Genomic DNA, 23,141 nt, shown 5'->3' on the forward strand with positions numbered 1-23,141 from the left:
CTGGTTGGCCGGCCAGAGGCACGTGCTCGCACCGGTGTCGGACGGCATGGCCGCCACCGCGGCCATGTACGGTCAGCGGTTGTCGTTGGGCCCAAGCGCCCCGCGGCGCCAGGTGTACCAGCCACGGCACAGCACATAGGCGGCGATGGTGGTCACCGAGACGAACCCATCGGCGATCAGGGTCCGTACCGCGTGCGGGGCATCGAGAACAAAAGCGGCCTGGATGGTTACCGCGATCTTGTGGAAGAGCAGGAGTTCCCACATGCCGCGCTGCTTCCGTGGGGCGACCGCCAGCATGGCCCACATCCCGGCGAACACGATGTAGGCGCAGGTCCGCCAGTACTCGGTCAGGATCAGGTCTTCGGGCAGGCCACCGAGGCGGGAGACGCCCTCGACGAATGGCACCAGGGTGGCGGCTGCCGTGACCGCCATCAGGATGCGCCCGGTCCGATCCTGCCAGCGGGTCGGCGCCGCAGCGGTGGTGGCGGCGGCGACGTCAGTGTGGGCTGTCATGAAGCTTCCCGTCTGCTCGCTTACTTCGTTAGCGTGGACAGGGAGACCTTCCGTCATCAGGGCTCGGCACCGCATCGGTGGGAATTGCGTAGCCGCCCGCGTGGTCGCGGACGCGTCAAGGCACGGCCGCGCGGCTCGCCCCGATCCAGACGTACCTGCGGGACACCGCTCCACCTCGCCTCGGTCGGAATCACCTCACCGTCCGGTCGGCCGCTGATCACGAACAGTGCGATTCCGGGCGTCTGCGTCGGGGCCGGACAGGGAGTAGCCTGTCCGGCGTGCGAACCGCCGCTGGCTATCGGGGTCCCCTGGTCGGCAGGGACGTCGAAATCAAAGTCCTCGACGAGCTGATCCAGGGCGCGCGGTCGGGCCGCGGCGGGGCGCTGGTGGTCCGCGGCGAGGCCGGCATCGGCAAGAGCACGCTGCTGGCACACGCCCGCGACACGGCCTCCGGTTCGCGAGTGATCCAGGCGTCCGGGGCCGAGTTCGAGCGGGAGTTGCCCTACGGTGCGCTACATCAGCTCTGTGTGCCGGTGCTGGATCACCTCGCGGACCTGCCCACCCGGCACGCCGACGCGCTCCGGGTCGCCTTCGGGCTGGCGGCGGGCACCCCCGACCTGTTCCACATCGGCGTGGCAACCCTGGGTCTCCTGGTCGCCGCCGCCCGGGAACGCCCGCTGCTGTGCGTGATCGACGACGCCCACTGGTTGGACGCAGCGTCGTCGAAGGCGCTGGCCTTCGTCGGCCGGCGGGTAGCCGCCGAGCCCATCACCATGCTGTTCGCGCTGCGGATGCCGGCCTCGGACGAACTGCACGAACTGCCCAGCCTCGACATCACCGGGCTGAGTGACGCCGACGCGCGGACATTGATCGCGGCCCACCGTCACCTGCTCCTCGACGAACAGGTCCTCAGCCGGCTGCTGGCCGAGGCCCGAGGAAACCCGTTGGCGTTGCTCGAACTGCCCCAGGCGGGCGGCTTCGGGCCGCCGGACACCTCGCCGGTGCCGACCCGGATCGAGCGCAGCTTCCGAGCCCGGCTGTCGGATCTACCGGACGAAGCCCGTCTCCTGCTGACCGTGGCGAGCGCCGACCCGACGGGCGATCCCACCCTGGTGTGGCCGGCCGTACGACTGTTGGACATCGACGTGTCGACCGCCAGCGCCAGCGCGGCCGCGACAGGTCTGGTCGAGTTCGCCACCGGCATCCGCTTCTGCCACCCGCTCGCCCGCTCTGCGGTCTACCGCGGCGCGTCGGCGCATGAACGGCAGCGGGCGCACCGGGCACTAGCCGAGGCGACCAACGCCGTCACCGACCCGGACCGGCGGGCCTGGCACCGCGCCCAGGCCAGCGTCGGCCCCGACGACGGCGTCGCCGCCGAACTCGTACGATCGGCCACCCGCGCCCAGGCGCGCGGCGGCGTGGTGGCCGCGGCGGCCTTCCTGGAACGCGCGGCCGAGCTTTCCCGGGACCCCGCCGGCCGAATCGAACGAACGCTCGCGGCGGCGCAGGCCACCCTCGCCGCGGGCCGCCCCGACCGGGCCGCCACCCTGGTCAGGGCCGTCGAGCACACCGCACTCGACGAGTTCCAACTCGCCCACGCCGACCTGTTGCGGGGGCAGGTGGCCTTCCAGAGCCACCAGGACAAGAACGGCCCGGAGTTCATGATCCGCGCGGGCAGACGCCTGGCCGGTCTGGATCCGGAGCGGGCCCGCAGGTGCTTCCAGGACGCGATCGAGATGAGTCTGCTCGTCGGCCGGGCCAGCGGCGTGCTGGACCTGGTGCTGGCCGCCGTACGGTCGGTACCGGTGACCGCGTCGCGACCGCCGGACGTGCTGGATGCGCTGCACCTGCTGCAAACGGCGGGACATCGGAGCGCGATCCCGCTGATCCGGCAGGTTCTCGACGGCCCGGACGGTCCCGACGGGCCTAGATGGACCGAGTACCCTGCCCTCGCCCTCATGCTCGCGGCGGAAATATGGGACCCGCTACGGTATTCGACGATCGTCGAGTGGCTGGTGCGCACCGGCCGCGAGTCCGGTTCGCCGCTCCTGCTGCGTCTCGGGCTCGCCCAGACCGGCTCATACGGCGCCCTCACCGCCGACCTCGGCCTGGCGATGGCATCGATCGCCGAGGAGGAAGCGATCGCCGACGCAATCGGCGGGCCGCCCATGCCCTACCACCGGATCCACCTGGCGGCCATGCGCGGTCGCCGCGCCGAGGCGCTCACGCTGTTCGAGAGCGCCACGGACGCGGCCACCACCAGTAGCAGTGGTCTCCTGCTCGGCAACATCGACTGGGCGTCCGCGGTGCTGCACAACGGTCTCGCCGACTATCCGGCCGCACTGGCCGCCGCTCGGCGGGCCGTCGCGGACGGCACCCTCTTCCTCGCCAGCTTCTCCCTGCCTGAACTGGTCGAAGCGGCAGTCCGCTGCGGCGACATCGACGCCGCCGCCGCGGCACTGGAGTCGCTGGTCGACCGCGCCGACGCCAGCGGGACCGCCACCGGTCTGGGCATCGCGGCCTATGCCCGGGCACTGGTGACCGGGGCCGAGGAGCAGTATCGAACCGCCGTCGCGCACCTGGAGCGGAGTCCGCTATTGGCCTACCGCGCCAGAGCCCATCTCGTGTACGGGGAATGGCTGCGGCGCGAGGGCCGCCGACGGGACTGCCGACCGCACCTGCGCACCGCGCACCGCCTGCTGTCCGAGGCAGGGTTCGACGCGTTCGCCCGGCGGGCCGCCGTCGAGCTGCGCGCCACCGGGGAGCGGCCACGCCAGCGGTCACCACACACGTACGACCAGCTGACGATCCAAGAGCTGCACATCGCCCGGCTGGTCGCCGCCGGCGCGACCTCCAGCGAGGTGGCCGCCCAGCTGTTCATCAGCCCTCGCACCGTCGACACCCACCTGCGCAACATCTACCGCAAGCTCGGCATCAACTCTCGACGGGAACTCAGGCACCGGCCCGATCTCGTACGTGAGTCGACCAGCCCCGCCGCCGACCGGTCATCGGACAGCTGGGACCGGAGCTTTCAGCGCGGCTCCTAGAGCGATGAAGCCGATCAGGAACGGGTACAGGACACCGCGTTCGAAAAAGCCGATGAGAACCCCGGTCCCCGTCGCGAGGGTCAGGTAGACCACCAGCGAGACGAACCCGAGAATCCCCAGCCACACCAGCGCCCTGCCCAACTTCGGGGAAACGCCAAGGAGCCGATGCGACCGGCCGAGCAGGATCGCGAGCACATTGCCGCCGCCGAAGGCCGCGAGAGCGCCCAGCCCGTGTAGGGCGGACGCCTCGCTGGATCCTGGGAACAGCGCCACCAAAGTGGTGCCGGCGGCCAACAGCACGGCCATCGCGCCCAGCGCCGCGCGCCGCCCGGCCGGCAGGCCCCTCAGCATGAGGACGCCGATCAGCGCGGCGAGGCCGAACAGGATGAAACCGGTGTTCATCACCCACGCCAGCGGCGAGTACATGTACTGCCCGAACGCGGTGGACGGGCCGCGCACCCCGAGGTTGCTGATGAAGTGATACGTATAGCTGTAAGGCGGGTCCGTCCACGCCGCCGCGGCGATGAACTCGGCGACGAAATAGATGACTGCGCTGGCGACGAGCGCGGTTCCCGCTGCGCGGCCGCGGGGGACCGTGCTGGGATCGGGCTTGAGGTCGTTCATGGGGTCCCTCCTGTGGTTCAGGTCAGGCGAAGACTGCCCCGGGTCGCTGACACGGGACGAACACGAGACAGACACCGCGCTGGCGCGGGCCGCGCTGAGTGAGGACGTACGGGTGAGCACGCGAGGATGGGGCGATGGATAGGGGCGCAGGGCTTGGCATCACGCTGCTCGGAGCGTTCGAGGTGTCCCGCGGCGGCGCCGCCCTGCCCGTCCCGGGCGCGCGACTGCGAGCTCTGCTCGTCCGGCTGGCGCTCGCCGGCGGACGCGCGGTGGAGCCAGGCGTACTGGTCGACGCGATCTGGGCCGAGGAACCACCGTCCGGCCCCGCCGCCGCGCTACAGACCCTCGTCTCCCGACTGCGCCGCGCCCTCGCCCCGGCCGGCACGGCCGGTAGCGTGGTCGTGCAGGTGGCCGGTGGTTACCGGCTGGCGGTACACGCGGCCGATGTGGACGCACTGCGTTTCGAGCAGTTCGCCGCCGCCGGCCGGGCGAGACTGCGGGCAGGTGACCCGGAGGCGGCGAGTGCCGCGCTCGCCGAGGCCGTGGCGTTGTGGGACGAACGTCCCGGCGCCGAACCGGTGGTCATCGCCGCAGTCGCGCCCGCGGTCGCGGCGCGGCTGGCGCAGGTGTCGATCGAGGCGGTCGCCGACCTGGCCGAGGCAGAACTGTCGCTGGGGCGGGTGGAGGCCGCCATCGCCCGGCTGACCGGACTCGTGGCCGAGCACATGGTCCACGAGCGGGCGACCGCGCTGCTGATGGACGCGCTCGCCGCCGCGGGACGTCAGGCAGAAGCGCTGGCCGTCTACGAGCGGGTCCGCGAGTCACTGGCCGACATCCTCGGCGCCGACCCCGGCACCGCCCTACAGGAACGCCATCTGCGCCTGCTGCAGCCCGGCCGTCCCGTCCCGGCGTCGAACGCACCGACCCGCAACGTGGCGCCCCCGACAGCCCTGAGCGGAAACGGGCGGGATGCCCGCCGGCAGCCGATCACCGAACCTGACCGGATCCGGCCCGCCGGCCTGCCGGTGCCGCTGACCAGCTTCGTCGGCCGCGACGACGATCTCACCCGCATCGGCACCCTGCTCACCGCTGGACGCCTGGTCACCGTCCTCGGTCCGGGCGGTGCGGGGAAGACCCGGCTCGCGCTGGAGGCCGCCCGCCTCCACCGCGATGAGTACCGCGGCGGCGCGTGGCTCGTCGACCTCGCGTCCGTCACCGAACCGGTGAAGGTCGCCGCAGCTGTCCTCGCCGGGATCGGGCTGCGCGGCACCGCGATGCTCGACGCCCGCAAACGCGCCGAGGGCGACGAGCTGAACGTCCTCGCCGGCGAACTCAGCGGCCGGGAGAGTCTGCTGCTGGTCGACAACTGCGAGCATCTGATCGACGCCGTGGCCCATCTGGTTGCCGACCTGCTGTCCCGGTGCCCCGGGCTCCGTGTGCTCGCCACCAGCCGCGAACCCCTCGCGATCGACGGCGAGGCGCTCGTGCCACTCGGACCACTGCCGCTGCCCGAGCCCGATGACGGCGTCGACGAAGCCCGGCGTACGGCCGCGGTGCGCCTGTTCGTTGAGCGGGCCGCCGCCGTACGCCCCGGCTTTGATGTTGATCGCTCGACGTTGCCGCAGATCACCCACGTCGTCCGCAGCCTGGACGGCCTGCCACTGGCCCTCGAACTCGCCGCCGCCCGGTTGCGGACGCTCTCCCTGCCCGACCTGGCCGATGGGCTCTCCGACCGCTTCCAGCTGCTCACCACCGGCCACCGCACCGCCCCGCCCCGGCACCGCACCCTACGCGCGGTCATCACGTGGAGTTGGGAACTGCTCGACGAGCGGGAACGGACCGTGGCAGAACGGATCTCCGTGCTGGCCGGCGGCGTCACCCCAGCCTCGGCTGCCGCCGTCTGCGCCGGCACCACCGTTCCCGCCGCCGCGATACCCGACCTGCTCGCCACGCTCGTCGACCGGTCACTGTTGCAGCTCGCGCCCGGCCCCGGCCGCTACCGCATGCTCGAAACCATCCGCGAGTACGGCGCCGACCGCCTGACCGAAACCGGCAACCTCGGCACGGCCCGCGCCCTGGCCGCCGCCCACTTCACCAAGCTGATGGCTCGCCACGACCCCCGGCTACGCGGGACCGGCCAGCTGCCGGCCATGACGGTCATCGGTGCCGAGTACGACAACACGCTCGCCGCCCTGCGCCACCTGTGCGCCACCCGCGACTCCCCCGGCGCGATCACCCTCGCGCTGAGCCTGACCTGGTATTGGCAGATGTCCGGCCGCCAAAGCGACGGCGCTTACTGGCTGGGAGAGGCGCTCGCGGTGCCCGGCGGCGGGCCGACGCCCGAACGCGACTGCGCCCGAGCCGTCTACCTGCTCGGTCGGGCGGACACTCTGTCAGGGACCACCGCCGGGCACGCCGCGAACGATCGGGCGGAGATGCGTGAGCTCGCCGGCCGGCTGCTCGCGCATCCGCAGCTACCGAGCCACTACCGCGTGTTCGGCCCGATCCTGCTCTTCCTCCAAGGCGACGAGGCGGCGCTCACGACCTTCCAGGGACTGGCCGACGGCGACCACGTTTGGCTGTCCGGACTGGCCCACATGTTCCTCGCCGAAATCGCCGGAAACGCCGGCGCGCTCGACCGTATGCGCGCCCACGTGGAGACGTCCCTGACCCGCTTTCAGCAGGCCGGCGACCGATGGGGACGGGCCGCCGTGCTGCCGATGCGCGCCCACCTACGGCGGTACGACGACCTCGACGGCGCGCTGACCGACCTGAACGAAGCCCGGACCCTGGCCGGCGAGTTCGGCGCCCTCAGCCTCAGCGACCAGCTCTACAGCGACCTCCGCTGGATCGACATACACCTGCGGCGCGCCGACACCGGCCGGGCAATAGCCATGATCGACTCCGCCCGACAGCGGGCACTGCACGCATCCTCGGCGGACATGCTGGTCCTGATCGACACGCAAGAGGCCAGCCTGCGGCTACGACTCGGTGACCTGAGAAGGGCGGGCGAACTTCTCGACGACGCCGAACGGGGCCTACCCACCGACACCGCCCTACCCGCAGACCAAACCCGGGCACTGGTCGGCACCACACGGGCTGCGCTCTGCCTGGCGCTGGGCGACCTGCCCGGCGCGGACACGGCCGTGCGGGAGGCGTACGCGGCCGCGTTGGCAACCCGGGAACTGCCGGCCCTGTCACCGGTGACAGTGAACACGGCCGCGCTCGCCGCAACGCGCGGGCGGCAACACGAGTCGGCCATGCTGCTCGGCGCCGCCGCCCGGCTGCGAGGCACGCACGACCACACCGACCCACAGGTCCGCGAACTCACCCAGCGAGGCAAAGCCGCGCTGGGCCCCGATGAGTTCGCGGCAGCGTACGCGAAAGGCTGGCAACTCGACCCGCAAGCGGCCACGATCGCCGCCGACCCAGCCCGGCTACTCCGATGACCGTGCGACAGTTCAGCGATCGACCAGTTCGACGGTCACGGTGGCGGTGTCACCGACGTCAACGGCCTCGGCGTTGCGGATGGCACGTTTGACCGGCAGCACATAGCAGCCCCGGGTGCTGTCGGGAAAGATCGAGGTCGTCCACCTGCTGCCACCGATGGTGGCCCATACCCGCACCGCACCGAACCCGCGACGAGCCCCGCTGCAGCGGTCACGGATCTCCTCGGACGCCTCGGCCGGCAGGCTAACGAAAGTCCAGCTCTCGTTACGCCGGGCTGCCCAAAGCCACAGCTCGCCGTCGAACTCCACGATCACGACGCCATCATCACATCCGGGGCCGACAGCTAAGCGCTCTGCCCGGCTCTCACGTCAACGGCAGAATCTCGAACACCGGATGCTTCGGCACGATGGCGCGCAACTCGTCGTCGGAGGCGTCCGAACCGACGCCGTCGAAGAGCCGCTCCACCTCGGACTTCCACCGGTTGGTGAGGTAGGCGCGCAGCACCGGTAGCCGCTCCTGCTCCGGCAACTCCCGCGCCCGGAACGGCTCCGCCCGGGAGCCGAGCCGCAGCTCGCCCGTGCCGGCCGCCCGCAGGTTGCGTACCCACTGGCTGTTGCCCGTGGCCGAGAGGATGTAGCGCCGGCCCTGCAACTCGACCAGACCGACCGGGGTGGTTCGCCACTGGCCGCTCCGGCGCCCACGGACCGCAAGCTCCCGCGCGCCGAAGAGACTGATCCCGCGCCGGCTGAGCTGGCCGACGACCCGGTTGAACATGTGCTGCGTCGCCCAACTCGGGGCGATGTAGTGCTCGTTCGTGTCGCTGGCCTCGCCCTCCGGGCGTTGCCGCGACCCGGCGGCGATCGGGATCTTCGCCCTTCCATTGGTGCGCGGAGTCCGTCGCTGATGGTCGGTCGGCCCCACCGCCACCTGCAATCCGCTCATCGCGTACGAGGCGAATTCCGGCCGAAGGCTCGCCGACGGTGGCGCGATCATGCGTACCTGGGGCAGCGCCAGCAGCTTGGTCAGGAAGATCTCGGTCTCCGCCATCGCGATGTGGGCGCCCGGGCACCGGTGCGGGCCGTCACCGAAGGCGAGGCCCACCTCCGCCACACCGGCGGCCATCTGGCGGCCCGGACGCAACTGGCCGGGGCATTCCCCGACCGCCGAGGCGTCCAGGTTGGCCGCCGCCACGTCGATGTCCAGCCGGGTGCCCACCGGCACCGCGACCGGCCCGGTCGGGGAGTCGAACTCCATCGGCCCGGTCGTCCACCGGGCCAGGTTGGCCACCACCGGCTCCAGCCGCAGGATCTCCTGGAGGATTGTCATCCGGTTGTCCCGGTCACCCCCGCTGTACGAGGCGCGCAGCTCGTCGTCGCTCAGCAGGTGCCAGGCGGCGACCGTGATGAATTCCCGCGTGGTGACCATCCCGGCGCCGGCGTAGGTGACGCACTCACCGAGAATCTCACCGTTGGTGCACCCCTCGTCGATCAGGTGCGAGATCAGGTCGTCGCGCCGCTGGACGCGGCGGACGGCGATGGCGGGGCGTACGTCGGACCGGTAGAACGCGCCCATGTTGTAGGCCGCCGCCGCCTGCCGCCGGACCGCCTGCGGATTGGCCCAACCGGGGACGACGTCGAGGTCCTTGAAGATCCGGTCGAGCCGGGTGGCCAGCCCCGCGCCGCCCTCGGTGAGCCCGAGCACCTGGCCGACGACGGCGACCGAGAGCGAGAATGCCAACTCCGACAGATCGGCCCGCCCATTGCGCAGCAGCACGGCACACTGGTCCTGAGCCATCCACTCGATCATCGCCTGGTAGGTGGTGTCGACCCGCCGCGGGGCGAAGTACCGGGCGGTCTGCCGGCGGTGCTCCCGGTGTTCCTCACCGTCCCGCCAGGTCACCGGTTGCCGCATCTTCGCCGGGAACTTGTCGGCGTGCTCCACGCCAAAGCCGCCCTGACGGGTCCGTAGATCGCGCAACAGTCGCTGCGCGGTCGCGAAGTCCTGTATGTGCCAGACGGAGTCGGAGTGGGCGTGCGCCGGACACCCGGGTGCCAGTCCGCTGCGTCCGACCTTGATCTTCCGTTCCCACTCGGCCCTCGGTTGGACGGTCATCCACACCCCCATGGCAGATCAGCACATACATGTTGATCGATAGAGTTTAGCCCGGGATGCTCGTGCGAGGTGCCCCGCATGGTGACCTGGCGGACAGCGCGCCGGCCAACGCCAGCATCTATTTGCAAGATCGGCCGGCTGTCTCAGGGGCTTCCGGTGTACACAAAGGCGGTGTGGAGCCCTCGCGGCGATCGGAGAGCATCCGTGTGTCAGGCGGCAACCAACGCATTAGTGTCACCGGTGCAGGGTCGACGGTGGGGGAGTCAATCGAGACAGCGACGGTGGATGACTTGTTCTGCATGATCTATCTCGGCGTAACCGGGTCGATCACTGCGGGCAGATGTTCCGGTGTGGAAGGGCTGCCCGGTCGAAGTACTGATACCACTCCTTCTCATTCAGGCCTCGGCCGGCGAAGGCACACGCCTGCTTCATCAGGTCTACATCTTCTTCGTTCTCACCCCCGATATCCCACAAAGTCAGTTTCCCGTCATCGCCTCCGGTAGCTAGCGTGCGGCCCTCCGGGCTGATGGCCATGGCCGATACCTTGCTCGTGTGCGCCCGCTTCTGTTGCCCGATCCGACGTGGCGTGGCCATGTCCGTTAGATCCCAGGCGGTGATCGTGCCGTCTTCGCTGGCCGTTATGAGCCTATTTCCGTCGGGAGTGAACAGCAGCGATGACACCATGGAGCCGGAGTGGTGGGTGAACGGTTGGCCGAGCTGGCGAGGACTGCTCGGATCGGTGACGTCCACAAGGACCACGGTGCCGTCGTCACCCCCGGTCGCAAGAGTCTTTCCATCGGGAGAGAAGTCGAGCGCATGGATCCATTTGCCGTGGCCGCCGGCTTGGCTAACGTTTGTGGGATCGGTCGGGTCAGTGCTGTCCCAGATGGTGGCGGGGAATTCCAGCGTGTTGAGCGAGCGGCTAGCGGTTGCCATAACGCGCCCGTCAGCAGCGATCGCGAGTCGGTGTGCTGGACCTTGCATGCTTGCGTCGCGCTCGACGATGGTGCGAGGCCTTCTCGGATCGCCAACGTCCCAGATTTGGAGCTTCCCATCCAGGATGGTCACCATCTTTGTTCCGTCCGGAAGGAACCTCAGGGCCTGCATGGTCCCCGCATAGGGCCCGTCTTCGCCCCGCGAACTGAGCGCCTGGGGTCGTGCCGGATCCGCGATGTCCCGAATGATCACGTGGGGTCCGCCGGCGCTGGCCAGCACAGTGCCGCTCGGCGAGAACGCGACTGCGTTGAGTTCCCCGGCATGGCCGACGATAGGTTCACCGATGGCTCGGGGACTGCCTGGATCAGTGGTTTCCCACAGCAGAACGGCCCCGTCTGCGGTACCGACGCCAAGCAGGCGGCCGCCGGGCGCGAACGCCAAGGCGGTGACCGCCCGGTTTGCTATCGGGCGCTGGCTGACTTTGCGCGGCAGCGACGAGTCGCTGAGCCGCCACAGCATGACGGTTTGGTCCAGGCTGGTGGTGGCTAGGGTTAGGCCGTCGGGTGAAAAGGAAACCGATACCACGGGTCCGGTGTGGCCGGTGAGCCGGCGTTCACGCGTTGGCGCCATCGGGTCCGAGATGTCCCACAGGCTCACCGTCCGGTCGTCGCTCGCGGTGGCCAGGGTTTGTCCGTCCGGAGAAATCGCTACGAATCTACTGTCGTCGGTAACCGGCGGCCCGAGCTGTCGCGGTGCACTCAGATCCGTAACGTCCCAAAGAATCACCAAGTTGTCGAAGCCCGCCGTCATCAGCATGTCGCCCTGCGGAGTGAATCCAGCCGAAACCAGCGGCCCGCTCGTCTGGGCGGCGAACTTGCTGAGCTGCCGCGGTGTGGCGGGATCGGTGACGTCCCAGAGATAGGAATGTTGGCTCGTGGCGGTCATCAGAGTGCGGCCGCCTGGGGAGAACGTCACCGGGCCGGACTGTCGCCCGAGTGATGCAAGCCTCTGCGGCTGCGCAGGGTCGGCAATGTTCCATAGCACGATCTCGCCCCCGCCCTCGATCGCTAACGTGCTTCCGGAGAAAGCGACGGACTTCACGCCGCTACCATGGGGTACCGCCCGTCCGATCTGACGGGGACGGTCACGGTCTGTCAGGTCGACCAGAGCTACGCTGCCGTCCCGGTTGCCAAGGGCGAGCAGTTTCCCATCGGCCGCGAAGTCGACCGCTTCCGTCTGCTCCTGCTGGTCCGTGCCGTTCCAGTTGAGGTAGGTGGGCTTGCCGGTGTTGGTGGCGTCGAGGAGTGCGACGCCGGCGCCTCCGAGATGAACGGCCAGTGTCGGTGAGGTGGTGGCGAACTTTGCCCGCACGGGAAGGATCTGGTGCAGGGTGGTGGCGATGGGCGTGCTGTTCATGGTCTCGCGAAGGCCAGCGCGGGCGGCATCGCTGTCGCGTAACCAGAGCGCTACGGCACCCAGGCGTGCCGCAGCGCGCGGATCGTCGACACGTGCCCGGTCTGCCTCCTGCAGCAGGAGGCGCGTCGTAGCGAGATTGCGCTGATCCTCGGCCTCGGCGCGTTTGGTCTCGGCAAAGTGCGCTCTGTTGATCGCGACAACCGTGGTTGCTGCGGCCAACAGCGTAAGCACAGTGAGCGTGGCGACGGTCGCTCGGATGAGTAGCCGCGTGATGCGGTGTTGACGGATGTCGGCACCGATGAGGTCATCCTTTGCGATACCGTGCAGCGGCGCAGCGAGTTCGGCAACCCTTTCCTTGAATCGCGGATCTTGCGCGGAGAAGTTCTCGCTTCGGACCTCCCGAAGGTCGATGCACCGGGGCTGCTCGGGCAGTCTGCCGTGAAGCGCAGGCGGAATGCAGGTCATGCCTTCGTGGAAGGTCTTGGTGGTGGCGTCCCACACGATCTTGCCGTCAGTGCCATTGGTGATAGCGATGAGTAGCCGCTCGGCGCTCTTATGGTCGAGCCAGTACTCGATCTCTCGATTCACCCACGAAGAGGCCGCTGCCTCGGTTGAGGCGAGCAGGATGAAGTACTCGCTCTGATCGAGGACGGCGGTGATCGACGACCATAGTCCGGGGCTGGCCGCGAGCCCGGCGTGGTCGAGGAACACGCGCAGGGCGCGTGCCCGATACCAGGGCCTGTTGAAGCGGTGTAGCTCACCTCGCAGCGAACGTGCTAACTGCCTGTCAGCGTCCGTGCTGTACGAGATAAAGGCCGCGTACCGTAGGCCTGACGCCGCCACGCTTCAGCAGGCTTCCATGTAGCCGGGATCCCGGAAGCGCCAATCGTCGCCGTCCGATGTCGTCAGCACGATGCCCGGTTCGTCGACGTTCCATGCCACACGCACCCGCGCACCAGCTGGCATGCCTGGGTAGTTCGATGCCGTGACCGCTCCCCTCAGGAGGTCGTAGTCGTTTGGCTTGCTGAACGCGAATCTGACCTCGAGGTCATCAATGGTGTTGTCTGCATCGTGTCTTGGCAGACTCCAGGTAAGGACAGCGGTTCCAGCAGGGCCAATCACGATGGTTTGTAGGGTCCCGCACGGCTGCTCGTAGGTGCCGGCCAATTCGTCCAGTAGCCCTTTCCGAGTTGGTGATGCGCTGGACTCGGCACCGTTGCTGGTCGGTCGCGCGGTCGAGGCGTCACCGGTACAGGCACTGGTGAGCGCGATGCCGAGGATGATGCCGGCGCGGGCGAACGCCTCGCGGATGGTGGTCATATGGATAGTGAAGCTAGTCTCCCACTAGGCAGCCAAGGACCGACCAGCCGTACTCCGTTGTCCGTTCCGGCCGGCTCCGCTAGGTATGCTGCGAGCGTGTCCGCACTGCGAAGAGCCCGCTCCAGTGTCTTGGGAGGGGATAGTCCGGAACTGATTGGTCTGGACCTCAGGCAGTCGCGGCAGTCGATGAAGCGGCCGTACCCTCGGCGAGGCGGAGATTGCGGCTTGGCGGGACGTGAAGTTCCACGCGGTGAGCCGGCGCCGTCGGGTCCGTGGCAGAACTGGATGCCGTACCGCCGCGGGTCTGCCCTCGGCTCGACGGACGCGGTCGGTCAGGTAGGCGAGGTGATGGTGTCCGCCTGCGCGCCGAGAAGATCGGCGTACCCGTCGACGTCCAGAGTGTCGTTGTGGCAGCAGGCGACGAGCCGGTTCAGCCGTTCGGCGATCTCGGCCGGGTCGAGGTCGAGGCGTTCACACAGGTCGCGGTGCGCGCCGACGAGTGGATCGGCGATCTCCTCCGGTTCGGTGCGGGTGATGTCGTACGCGTCGCGGAGGTGCCCGGACAGATCGTCCCAGACGAGGATGGCCTCTTCGACCAGGTCGAGGGCGTCAGCGGTCGCGGGGTGGGCGCAGAGGATCTCGACTTCGGCGGCGAGGCGGTGCCCGGCGGCTTCCACGTCGGAGATCTGCCAGCTGCTACCGGTTGGTCACCGTCGCCGCGTCTGCGACGGCGGTGCGGAAGCCGGCGAGGCCGGACGCGCCGGCGGCATCGAGCATGCCGGCCTCGCCCAGTAGCAGGGTGGCGAAGAGGCGGTCCCGGAGCGCGTGCGCTGCCACCAGGTCTGCCAGTTGGCGGGGCGAGAGCCGCTGTACCGCCTCAAGGTAGTGGGCGTGGTCGGGCTCGACAGGGGTGGCGCCGGGTGGGGTGGCGGCGCCGGAGAAGGTGGTGCCCGCGTGGAACGCGGTCAACGCCGTCGCGACCGCGTGCGCGCACAAGTTGTCCCCGACGATCCCGCAATCGCAGTCGCCGGTGAAAATCCCGTCGACGATGCCCACCCACGGCTGGAAAGTGGCGTCGCGGTCCCGTACCACGGCTTGGACGCCGCCACCGGCGGGCTCCAGCTCACCGACGCTGCCGTCGGCCAGTAGCCGCGCGGCGGCCTCACCCACGGCCGTAGGGATCGAATCATGAAACGCTTCTACGTCGATGCGGACCGCCACGGCCGCATACCCTACCCGCCGCTCCCGATGCGAGCACGTACGTCACCGGGCCCCTTGGCCGACTGGGACGCCGCCCTCGGTACGGACGCCACGTCGTGTGGGCAGAGCGCAGTTGCTGGACGCGACCGTCCGTAGCGGATGGTGTCGCCGAGAGTATGTCCACGTCCGCACGCCAGGCGCCCCGGATGCGGCGGCAGACCGCTACGCGACGTCAATTGGGCGCAGTAGGGTCGGCAGCCTGACGTGGCGCGGGCATCGAGGCGAACTGAGGGCCGAGCGTGCCATCGACGATCTGGGGCGCCTTGCGCACGCCGGCTAGCTTCCCAAACCCGTGAATGTACGGCAGAAGCCGCTTCTGCATGGCCGCCAACTCGCTACGGCACTCGGCGTTCAGCGGCCATCCGGCTTCACTCTGCTCAGGATGAGCGCTCTCCCACCTGCCCAGTATCGGATGCCACCGAGACAGGAACGGGCGCAACTCGACGTTCAGCATGGCGATCGCCAAGTGCTCGACGGTGGGCCCGCCATCGGTCTGCCGGGAGGGTTGGCTCTCCTTGAGTACCTCACGAGTGGTGGCGAATAGCCCGTACAGCGAGGTCAGCGCCTCTCGGAGTAGACCATCGCCTGCGTTGAGCGGTTGTGTTGAGATCCGCGTGACCGCCTCGACGAACAGCTTCCACGCGACCTGCTGGCTGTCCCTGGTGACGGCGAAGTGCAGGTCACTGAACTGGGGCACGCTGATGGTCACGTCCGTGAGACGCACGTTGCGGCTGTAGCCGTGAACCACGACGGCCGCCACGCCACCAGCAGTCGCACCACAAAGGACGAACAGGTTGCGGCCGGTGAGCCGACTAGCATGATAGATCGCGACACCCACTGCGGCTCCGACCACAAAGCCGAGCAAGATCTTTGCCCACCGGCTGCGTGCCCAACCGAGCACCATGCGTGTCTCCTTTCCGGAGGCGGTGGCGGCATGGCGTGGACGTCAGCAACTGGCGGCCTGCCGGTAGATGATCGCGGAGGTTCAGGCTATCAGGGGGTGATGGACGGTAGTGCAGATCGTATTCGGGCCTATTCCGCACGTGCTGTTTACCGTCGACACCAAGCCGACACTCAGGACGGTCTGGACACCGAATGCGGCGGGATCGGTGCGCATCTGTCTTTGATCCCCACTGCGGACCGTCGGCGACAGTGGCACTCCTTGAACATATCTCGTACCCCCGGCACGTCGCCGGGTGGCGGATACAGCGCCTTTATTGCCTACAGCGTGCTGACGATCCTGGAGTTAGGAGCCCGTGCCCGGACCCTTCGGGTCCAGCGGCGGGGACGGGACAGGACTGATTGGGACGGGGCTGCGGTCCACCGGCGGGGACGGGAGTGGACTGATCGGGACGGGGCTGGGGTCCACCGGCGGCCGGTCTGCGGGAGCGGACGGCGGCGGGGCGTCCCGGTTCACCGCCGCCAACGCCAGCGGCGTGCCGACCATGAGGGCGGCGACGACGCCCGCCACCCCCACGGAAACGGTGAGGGTACGACGCCTGCGCGCCCGAGCGATGGCGGAATCTGCCAGATTCATCGGAACTGCCTCCTCGGCAAGATCGGTAAGGGTGGATCGGATGAGGTCGTCGATCGGGGTGTTCATTGCTTCAGCTCCAGCACGAGTTCGGCACCGGGCAGCACCTAACGCAGCCGACTGACCGCCCGGTGGGTCCGGCTGCGGACCGTCCCGACCGAGCAGCCGAGCACCTCGGCCACCTGCCGCTCGGACAGGTCCTCGTAGTACCGCAGGACCAGCACCGCGCGCTGCGCCACGGGAAGGCGCAGCAGGGCTGCCCGCATGGCCAGCCGCAGGTCGGCGTGGCGGCTGTCGTCGGGGTGTTCCCGCTCGACCGGCGAGCCGACAAGCGTCTCCCGTAGTCGTCCCCGGCGCCGCCACCAGCTGACCCGCTCGCGGTACATCACCGCGCGCACATACCCCTCGGGGTCCTCGTGCCGGATCGTCGGCCATTTGACGTACGTCTTGGCCAACGCCGACTGCACCAGATCCTCGGCGGCATGCTGGTCGCCGGTGAGCAGGTAGGCCGCCCTGATCAGGGCGGCGGTCCGGCTCTGCGCGAACTCGCCGAACCTGGCGCTCGCCTTGTCGTCCAACCGTTCAGCTCCGTCCAGTACGCCTCATTCACCACCACAGACGCTCGGGACCGCGCCAACTATCCGCCGTGGCGCTTGTGTTTCCCGGAGTAGTACGGCTTCTGGTCGGCGACGCGGTCGAACGGGATCAGGGTGCCGTCGAGGATCGCGTACGCCAGTCGGCGGATCCGGTCCTGGCGGTGGCGAGGTCATCGGCGGCCGTCGTGAGTAGAGCTATCGGGATCGGTGCTGCTTACCGGCACCACCTCCGGCATGCCGGCCGGAAAGCCGCGGACCCGGATCCGCGCGAAAGATTCCGGCACCAACCATGCCCGCCCCGTACAGCCCGAGCAGTGCTGCCGCCGTCCGGCTCCTGAGCGTCGGGTACAGGCCGGCCGCGCCCGCGACGACGAGCGCGCCGGACACCATCAGGTTCGCACTGTGCACCCAGCCGAAGGGACCGTTGGCCAGCATGCTCCAGGCGTGTCGGGACGGGTCGAAGCCTTCTCTGACCGCAACCTAGATCAGGGACACCAGCACGTACAGCGGGCCCCCGACCAGGCCGGCGGTCAGCAGGTTCCGCCGTCGTGCGAGCCCGGTCCGATCCGGGGCCCCACCGGGTGGATGCACGCTCGACAGCATGGTGTTCTCCTCACCAGTACAGGCCGCTTCTCGGCCTTCTACCGATAGCTCGAACGGCAGGACCCGGTTTCGACATGAGGCCGGAAGAATCTTCAGCCGGGCGGGGGAGCGGGGCGTGGTCCGGGCGGGTCGATTAGCCTGCGTGGTCATGGGGGCGACCGACGACCGGCTCGAACTGGCCGTCGACCCGGCGCGGCCGACCGGGCGTACGCTGCTGGCCGGCGGCGTCGAGCAGTCGTACGTGGATCTCACCGATCCCACGTACCTGCACTTCGAGTACGTCCGCCGGATGGCCGCCGTGGCCGATCTCGCCGCCCCGTCCGGTGTTTCGCTGGATGTGCTGCATCTCGGCGGCGGCGCACTGACGCTGCCGCGCTACGTCGCCGTGACCCGGCCCGGCTCGGCGCAACTGGTCGTCGAGCGGGATCCGGCTGTGGTCGAACTGGTGGCGCGGGATCTGCCACCCGTACCGGCTGGCGTCGAGGTCCGGGTCGCCGACGCGGGGGAGGCCCTCGCCAGTGCCGGCGCCAACGCGTACGACCTGGTGTTCGCCGACATCTATCGGGCGGCCCGGATGCCGCCGCACGTGACCACCGTGGCGTTCGCTGCCGAGGTCGCCCGGGTGTTGCGGCCCGACGGCATCTACCTGGTCAACGTGACCGACCTGCCGCCCCTGGCCGTGACCCGCGTGCAGGCGGCCACCCTGCGGTCGGTCTTCGCCGACGTGTGCGTGGTCGCCGACCGGCGGATGCTGCGCGGCCGGCGGTACGGCAACGTGGTACTCGCTGCGGCGCCGCGCCCGCACCGGCTGCCCGTGGCTCGCCTGGTGGTGCGTGCACTACGCGATCCACTGCCCGGCGGCGTGCTGCACGGGCCGGCGCTCGACACGTTCATCGCCGGCGCCCGGCCGCGTACCGCCTCCGAGACCGCACCCTGACGACGGAACGCGCCGGAGGCGTCGGGATGGGCTTACGCGGATCGCTTTGCAGCGTGCCCGGACCGCCGAGGTGACGGTCCGGGCGCCCGCCTTGCGTATCCCGTGCATCGTCATGCACGAGCGCTCAGCGTGTGACGTCGGAGTGGTGGGAGCGCGACGGCGGGCGCCCACGGCCGGTCGGCCGTGGGCGTCCGCGTCCCGTAACGGATGTCAGCCGCGCCGCCACTTCTGGTTCGCGCCGCCCAGGCACTCCCAGGTGACCAGGCGGGCGCCGTCGGCGTTGACCCACCCACCGATGTCGACGCACTTGTTCGCCTGCGGGTTGACGAGGTCACCGGCGGCGGAGAGAACGAACTGTTGGGCCGGGTTGCCGCTACAGTTCGCAATCTGGATCACCGCGCCGTTGTCCCGGGAGCCCCACGCCACGTCCATGCACTTGTTGTTCTGGGTGCGCAACGTACCGTCGACGAAGGTCCAGGACTGCGCCGAGGTGCCGTTGCAGGTCCAGGTCTGCAGCGGTACGCCGTCGGAGAAGTTGGAGTTCGGCACGTCGATGCACTTGTTGTTCCAGTTGCTGATGATCCGGTTCCCGTTGCCGCCGCCGGTGGTGACCAGGGTGAGTCCGTACGCGCCGAGGATCTCGTTGACCGGCTGGAACCAGGTCTCGCCGCCGGTGGTGCAGTTGCCCCAACCGCCGGAGGTGACGCCCTGCGCCTGGTTGCCGCTGAGCCAGGCGCCACCGGAGTCGCCGCCCTGGGCGCAGGCGTTGGTACGGGTGAGCCCGTGCACGGCACCCTGCTGGTAGTTGACCGTCTGGTTGCGGCCGAGCAGGGTTCCGCACCGCCAGCCGGTGGTCCGGCCGGAGCGGCAGACGGAACTGCCGACCGCGGCGTCCTGGGAGCCGGCTACCGCGACGTTGCCACCGGAGTAGTTGTTCACCCACGGTTGCGGGGTCCAGTTGCTGTTGGTGCGGACCCAGCCGTAGTCACGGCCGGGGAAGGTGGAGCCGGCGAAGGTCCCCTGGGCGACGTTGTTGTAGCCGAGCGTCGGGCTGCCGACGCCGCCGCAGTGTCCGGCGGTGACGAAACCGCCGTGCACCGCGAAACCGACCGAGCACAGGGTGTTGCCGTTGATCACGTACTGGTCGCCGCCCCGGATGTCGTAGCGCAGTTGGGGTGCCTGCGCCGACTCGATGATCCGGATCAGGTTGGCGTCGGCGCCGCTGGCCTTCACGAACCTGCTCGCGGCGGCGGTGGATCCGGCGCCCGCGGTGACGACGATCTGGTTCGTCGCCACATCGACGTACCAGCCGTGGACAGCCGTGTGGTCGGCCTTGCCGGCGTGGCGGTCCAGGGCCCGCTTGACCCGGTCCAGCGTGGACTCGCTGTGCTTGGCCGTAGTGACCTCGGCGCCTTCGGCCCGGACGGTGGCGGCGAGCGCCGGGTCGGTGACGGCCACGGTCAACCGCTGCCCACCCGACGGGATCCAGGCGCCGGCGAAGGCCGCGCCGAGGCGGTCGCGCAGGCGCCGCTCGACGTGTGCGGCGCTCGCCTCGACGCGCAGGCGGTTGTTCACCTGCGCGTCGGTCAGCCCGAGGTCACGGCGCATCGCGCGGACCATCTCCGGTGCGAGATCGGCGGTGGGCGCGACGGCGGTGGGGCTTTCGGGACGCTCGCCGCCCGCCGTGGCCGATGACGGGGTGATGGCGACGGACAGGCCGGCGATCAAGAGTGCGGCGGTGGCCGCCGCCAGAGTGCGTGGCGCTCGCGGCATGGGACTCCTCCTGGGGTGAGGCGATGTCGAGCATCGCGGGGAGTTCATGGGAGAGCGCTCTCTCGGAGAAGTTTGTCGATATTGATGCCAACTGTCAAGACTGTTTCTAATTTGGCTCAGGCCGGCCGTGACAGCCGTGGCGGCCGATCACACGCCGTTAGCCGTGGGCCTACGATTGCTTGTCGCCCGCGACGGGTCCGGCGCGGGAGCCGGCGAAGAACGGAGATCACCAGATGAAGCAGGCGCAACGGCTGAAGAGCGTCCGGTACGACATCCGTGGTCCGGTGCTACGCCGCGCCCAGCAGATGGAGGAGGCCGGTCACCGGATCCTCAAGCTGAACATCGGCAACCCGGCTCCCTGGGGGTTGAGCACCCCGGAACCGATCGTCGCCGACGTGGTCTACAACCTCGGTGCCGCGCAGGGGTACAGCGACGCCCGGGGCATCTACTCGGCTCGGGTGGCGGTGGCGCAGTACTACCAGAACCAGGGTGTCACCAGCGTGCAGCCGGACGACGTGATGCTCGGCAACGGTGTTTCCGAGCTGATCGTGATGTCCCTGCAGGCGCTGCTCGACACCGGCGACGAGGTGCTGGTGCCGAGCCCGGACTACCCGCTGTGGACCGGCGCGGTGACGCTGTGCGGCGGCCGGGCCGTGCACTACCGTTGCGACGAGAACGCCGGGTGGCTGCCCGACCTGGACCACCTGGCGGCGCAGATCACCCCGCACACCCGCGCCATGGTGATCATCAACCCGAACAACCCGACCGGCGCCGTGTACTCCCGTCAGACCCTGCTCGACATGCTGGAACTCGCCCGCCGGCACCAACTGCTGGTCTTCGCCGACGAGATCTACGACAAGATCGTGTATGACGGGGCGCAGCACCACACCCTGGCCGCCCTCGCCCCGGACGTGCCGATCGTCAGCATGGGTGGACTGTCGAAGACGTACCGGGCGGCCGGCTTCCGGTCGGGCTGGCTCGCCGTGAGCGGCTTCACCGGCCGAGACACCGACTACCTGGACGGGCTTCAGTTGCTCGCCAACATGCGCCTGTGCCCGAACGTGCCGGCCCAGCACGCGGTGCAGACCGCGCTGGGTGGCTTCCAGAGCATCGAGCCGCTGATCGGACCCGGTGGCCGGCTCTACGAGCAGCGTGAGCGAGCCTGGCAGGAGCTGACCGCGATCCCGGGCGTCGACTGCGTCAAGCCGGCGGGCGCGCTCTACCTGTTCGCCCGCCTGGACCCGGCCGTCTACAAGATCCACGACGACGAGCGACTCGTCATCGACCTGCTGGAGCAGCAGCAGATGCTGCTGTCGCACGGGACGAGCTTCAACATCGACGAGCCGAACTACCTGCGCCTGGTCTTCCTCGCCCCGACCGACGTGCTCGGCGACGCCATCGGCCGCCTCGGCACGTTCCTGAGTACCTATCAGCAGTAGCTACTCCTGGTCACAGGGCGGGGCGGACGACGAAGGTGGCCGACGACGACGAGGCGCCGTCACCGATCAGGGAGACCCGCATCTGCTTGTGGGTGTCGTGGCGTAGGTAACGGCTCGGGTAGTTGTACGACTGCAGTGACGTGTGCGTGCCGCCGAGACCGGTGACCGGGCAGAACGTGGCGTCAGCGCGGAACAGCGCGCTGCCGTCGGCACGGTGCAGGAATACCCGAAACTCGGAGTGCCGTAGGTAGTGGCCGGGGAAGTTGACCGACTCGAAGGAGACGCAGCTGCCGCTGGCGAGGCCGGAACGGACGATGAACGCGGCGTCCGCTTTCGTGCCGGTGCTGCTGGCGGCATCGACCGGTGCGACGTGAGCCTGGAAGTTGGCGTGTCGGACCCGTTGGCCGGGCAGGCTGGCGACCTCCAAGCCGATCCGGGCGCCGGGCAGTAGGGCGGGCCGCGCCGGGGCTGTCGGCGCGGGAGAGGGTGCGGCGGGGGTGCTCGTGGCCGGTGGCGGAGCGTTCGTGGCGGGGTTCGGTGGGGCGGTGCCGGGGTAGGCGGAGCCGGATCCACCGGTGCCGGCGCCGGTGCTGGCGGGCTGCGGGCTGAGGCCGGGCACGGCCTGCGGGCTGAGGCCGGGCATGACGCCAGGAGCGCCGGACGGGCCGTGAGGTGGGGGCCCGTCGCGGCCGGTGTCGGATCCGGTGCCGTCCAGACCGGGCGGCGAGTCGCCGTTGACGGGACCGCCCGCAAGACCATCGGGTTGGGGCACCCCGGCAACGAACTCGCCGCGGATTGGCTCCTGGGATCCATCGCGCAACGCCATCACGCCGACGAGGGTGGTGATGACGAGCAGGGCGACGCCGCCGAGCAGTAGCGTGCGCCGCGGGTCTGCCCGGCCGGCGAGTGCACCCAGGTCGGCCGCGATGCCAGGTGGCGCATGGCCGGCGGAGAGTTGACCGGCGACGGGTGTCCCGGTCGCGAGGTCAGGGCCGTTGGTGACACCCGCGTCGGCGTAGATGGTCGTATGCCGGGCAGGCAACGGCCGGACGAGGGTGGTCAGCGGCGGCCACGGGGTGGTCCGCCTTAGGAGTCTGGCGGGCTGGTACGGCTGCGAACCGGTGACCGGGCGATCCGTCGCCGGCCCGGTCGGACCCGCGCCGAGCTGGCCGTTGCCGGGAAGCCAGCCACCTATCCGCAGGCGTGACTGGTCGTTGCCGTCTTCGGGCATGGTGGTCTCCTGCTGTTTTCCGCGCACGCGCCCGACCGGAAATGATCAAACGGTCGCGGCGGATACCTTCTCATCTCCGCCCGGCTGACGCCAACACCCGTCACGCGTTGCTGTCACGCGTGTTCCGGCCCGCGATGGCCGCCTGCCTGAGCCAGGGCAGGCCCTGCCTGAGCCGGACCCGCCGTGGTGGCCCCCTCCCGGTACGTCTGTCGAAAGCCGCTGGAACTTCCGCTGATGTCGGCCTCAGCCCTAGGTCATCGGCCATCGGCCGGCGTGGAGTCATCCGGGGCGTGTCGATCCGCTGGTGCTGTTGAGCAGCGTTGATGGCCTGTCGCGCTGACCCCTTGCGG

The 23,141-nt window shown here is 69.6% G+C and carries 17 protein-coding genes and 2 pseudogenes; 4 read left to right on the forward strand and 15 right to left on the reverse strand.

Annotated features, from left to right (window positions below; genetic code table 11):
• Positions 1-72: 72 nt before the first annotated feature.
• A complete protein-coding gene (locus E0H26_RS13670) occupies positions 73-513 on the reverse strand; it encodes a hypothetical protein (protein ID WP_131303965.1) in 441 nt (146 codons plus the stop codon).
• A 278-nt stretch (positions 514-791) separates the two neighbouring features.
• Between E0H26_RS13670 and E0H26_RS13675 the strand changes: the two genes are divergently transcribed.
• Positions 792-3,560 (forward strand): AAA family ATPase, encoded by a 2,769-nt coding sequence (locus tag E0H26_RS13675; RefSeq protein WP_131303966.1) that lies wholly within the window; start codon positions 792-794, stop codon positions 3,558-3,560.
• Here E0H26_RS13675 and E0H26_RS13680 read toward each other — a convergent pair.
• Positions 3,519-4,184 carry a DUF998 domain-containing protein gene (locus E0H26_RS13680; protein ID WP_131303967.1) on the reverse strand — a complete coding sequence of 222 codons (666 nt, stop codon included), beginning with the start codon at positions 4,182-4,184 and terminating at the stop codon, positions 3,519-3,521. The two genes, E0H26_RS13675 and E0H26_RS13680, sit on opposite strands and share 42 nt — an antisense overlap.
• Before the next feature lie 134 nt (positions 4,185-4,318).
• Here E0H26_RS13680 and E0H26_RS13685 point away from each other — a divergent pair, with 134 nt between their 5' ends.
• The gene (locus E0H26_RS13685) at positions 4,319-7,633 is read left to right on the forward strand and encodes an AfsR/SARP family transcriptional regulator (protein ID WP_131303968.1); all 3,315 of its coding nucleotides are present in this window, start codon (positions 4,319-4,321) and stop codon (positions 7,631-7,633) included.
• A 12-nt stretch (positions 7,634-7,645) separates the two neighbouring features.
• Here E0H26_RS13685 and E0H26_RS13690 read toward each other — a convergent pair whose 3' ends face one another.
• From E0H26_RS13690 to E0H26_RS30310, 11 genes and pseudogenes are all read right to left on the reverse strand, one after another.
• On the reverse strand, positions 7,646-7,948 hold the full coding sequence (locus E0H26_RS13690; RefSeq protein WP_131303969.1) for a DUF1905 domain-containing protein: 303 nt from the start codon (positions 7,946-7,948) through the stop codon (positions 7,646-7,648).
• Positions 7,949-7,997: 49 nt separating this feature from the next.
• Positions 7,998-9,746: a nitroreductase family deazaflavin-dependent oxidoreductase gene (locus tag E0H26_RS13695; protein WP_131303970.1), complete on the reverse strand. Its 1,749-nt coding sequence runs from the start codon at positions 9,744-9,746 to the stop codon at positions 7,998-8,000.
• A 327-nt stretch (positions 9,747-10,073) separates the two neighbouring features.
• A complete protein-coding gene (locus E0H26_RS13700) occupies positions 10,074-12,941 on the reverse strand; it encodes a toll/interleukin-1 receptor domain-containing protein (RefSeq protein ID WP_131303971.1) in 2,868 nt (955 codons plus the stop codon).
• Between the two features lie 3 nt (positions 12,942-12,944).
• A complete protein-coding gene (locus E0H26_RS13705) occupies positions 12,945-13,418 on the reverse strand; it encodes a hypothetical protein (RefSeq protein WP_131303972.1) in 474 nt (157 codons plus the stop codon).
• Positions 13,419-13,750: 332 nt separating this feature from the next.
• Positions 13,751-14,095: a hypothetical protein gene (locus E0H26_RS13710; protein WP_240742148.1), complete on the reverse strand. Its 345-nt coding sequence runs from the start codon at positions 14,093-14,095 to the stop codon at positions 13,751-13,753.
• Between the two features lie 19 nt (positions 14,096-14,114).
• Positions 14,115-14,588: a hypothetical protein gene (locus E0H26_RS29920; RefSeq protein ID WP_240742149.1), complete on the reverse strand. Its 474-nt coding sequence runs from the start codon at positions 14,586-14,588 to the stop codon at positions 14,115-14,117.
• Positions 14,589-14,850: 262 nt separating this feature from the next.
• The gene (locus E0H26_RS13715) at positions 14,851-15,582 is read right to left on the reverse strand and encodes a hypothetical protein (RefSeq protein ID WP_131303973.1); all 732 of its coding nucleotides are present in this window, start codon (positions 15,580-15,582) and stop codon (positions 14,851-14,853) included.
• A 737-nt stretch (positions 15,583-16,319) separates the two neighbouring features.
• On the reverse strand, positions 16,320-16,790 hold the full coding sequence (locus E0H26_RS13720) for a SigE family RNA polymerase sigma factor (protein WP_131303974.1): 471 nt from the start codon (positions 16,788-16,790) through the stop codon (positions 16,320-16,322).
• Positions 16,791-16,855: 65 nt separating this feature from the next.
• A pseudogene (locus E0H26_RS13725) lies at positions 16,856-17,007 on the reverse strand (IS5/IS1182 family transposase); the annotation flags it as partial.
• Positions 17,004-17,273 (reverse strand): annotated as a pseudogene (locus E0H26_RS30600) (DUF998 domain-containing protein); the annotation flags it as partial. The pseudogenes E0H26_RS30600 and E0H26_RS13725, both read right to left, overlap by 4 nt.
• Positions 17,274-17,288: 15 nt before the next feature.
• On the reverse strand, positions 17,289-17,411 hold the full coding sequence (locus E0H26_RS30310) for a hypothetical protein (protein ID WP_276320392.1): 123 nt from the start codon (positions 17,409-17,411) through the stop codon (positions 17,289-17,291).
• 148 nt (positions 17,412-17,559) lie between these two features.
• Here E0H26_RS30310 and E0H26_RS13735 point away from each other — a divergent pair, with 148 nt between their 5' ends.
• Complete coding sequence (locus E0H26_RS13735; RefSeq protein WP_131303976.1) at positions 17,560-18,348, forward strand: spermidine synthase; 789 nt, start codon at positions 17,560-17,562, stop codon at positions 18,346-18,348.
• 210 nt (positions 18,349-18,558) lie between these two features.
• On the opposite strand, the gene E0H26_RS13745 is transcribed toward E0H26_RS13735, so the two are convergent.
• Positions 18,559-20,121 carry a ricin-type beta-trefoil lectin domain protein gene (locus tag E0H26_RS13745; protein ID WP_131303977.1) on the reverse strand — a complete coding sequence of 521 codons (1,563 nt, stop codon included), beginning with the start codon at positions 20,119-20,121 and terminating at the stop codon, positions 18,559-18,561.
• Between the two features lie 233 nt (positions 20,122-20,354).
• Between E0H26_RS13745 and E0H26_RS13750 the strand changes: the two genes are divergently transcribed.
• The gene (locus E0H26_RS13750) at positions 20,355-21,560 is read left to right on the forward strand and encodes a pyridoxal phosphate-dependent aminotransferase (protein WP_131303978.1); all 1,206 of its coding nucleotides are present in this window, start codon (positions 20,355-20,357) and stop codon (positions 21,558-21,560) included.
• Between the two features lie 10 nt (positions 21,561-21,570).
• Here E0H26_RS13750 and E0H26_RS29570 read toward each other — a convergent pair whose 3' ends face one another.
• Entirely contained in the window at positions 21,571-22,818 is a 1,248-nt protein-coding gene (locus E0H26_RS29570; protein WP_206025074.1) for an AbfB domain-containing protein, read from the reverse strand.
• Positions 22,819-23,141: the final 323 nt, after the last annotated feature.

This window comes from Micromonospora zingiberis, assembly GCF_004331455.1.
Taxonomy (GTDB): domain Bacteria; phylum Actinomycetota; class Actinomycetes; order Mycobacteriales; family Micromonosporaceae; genus Micromonospora; species Micromonospora zingiberis.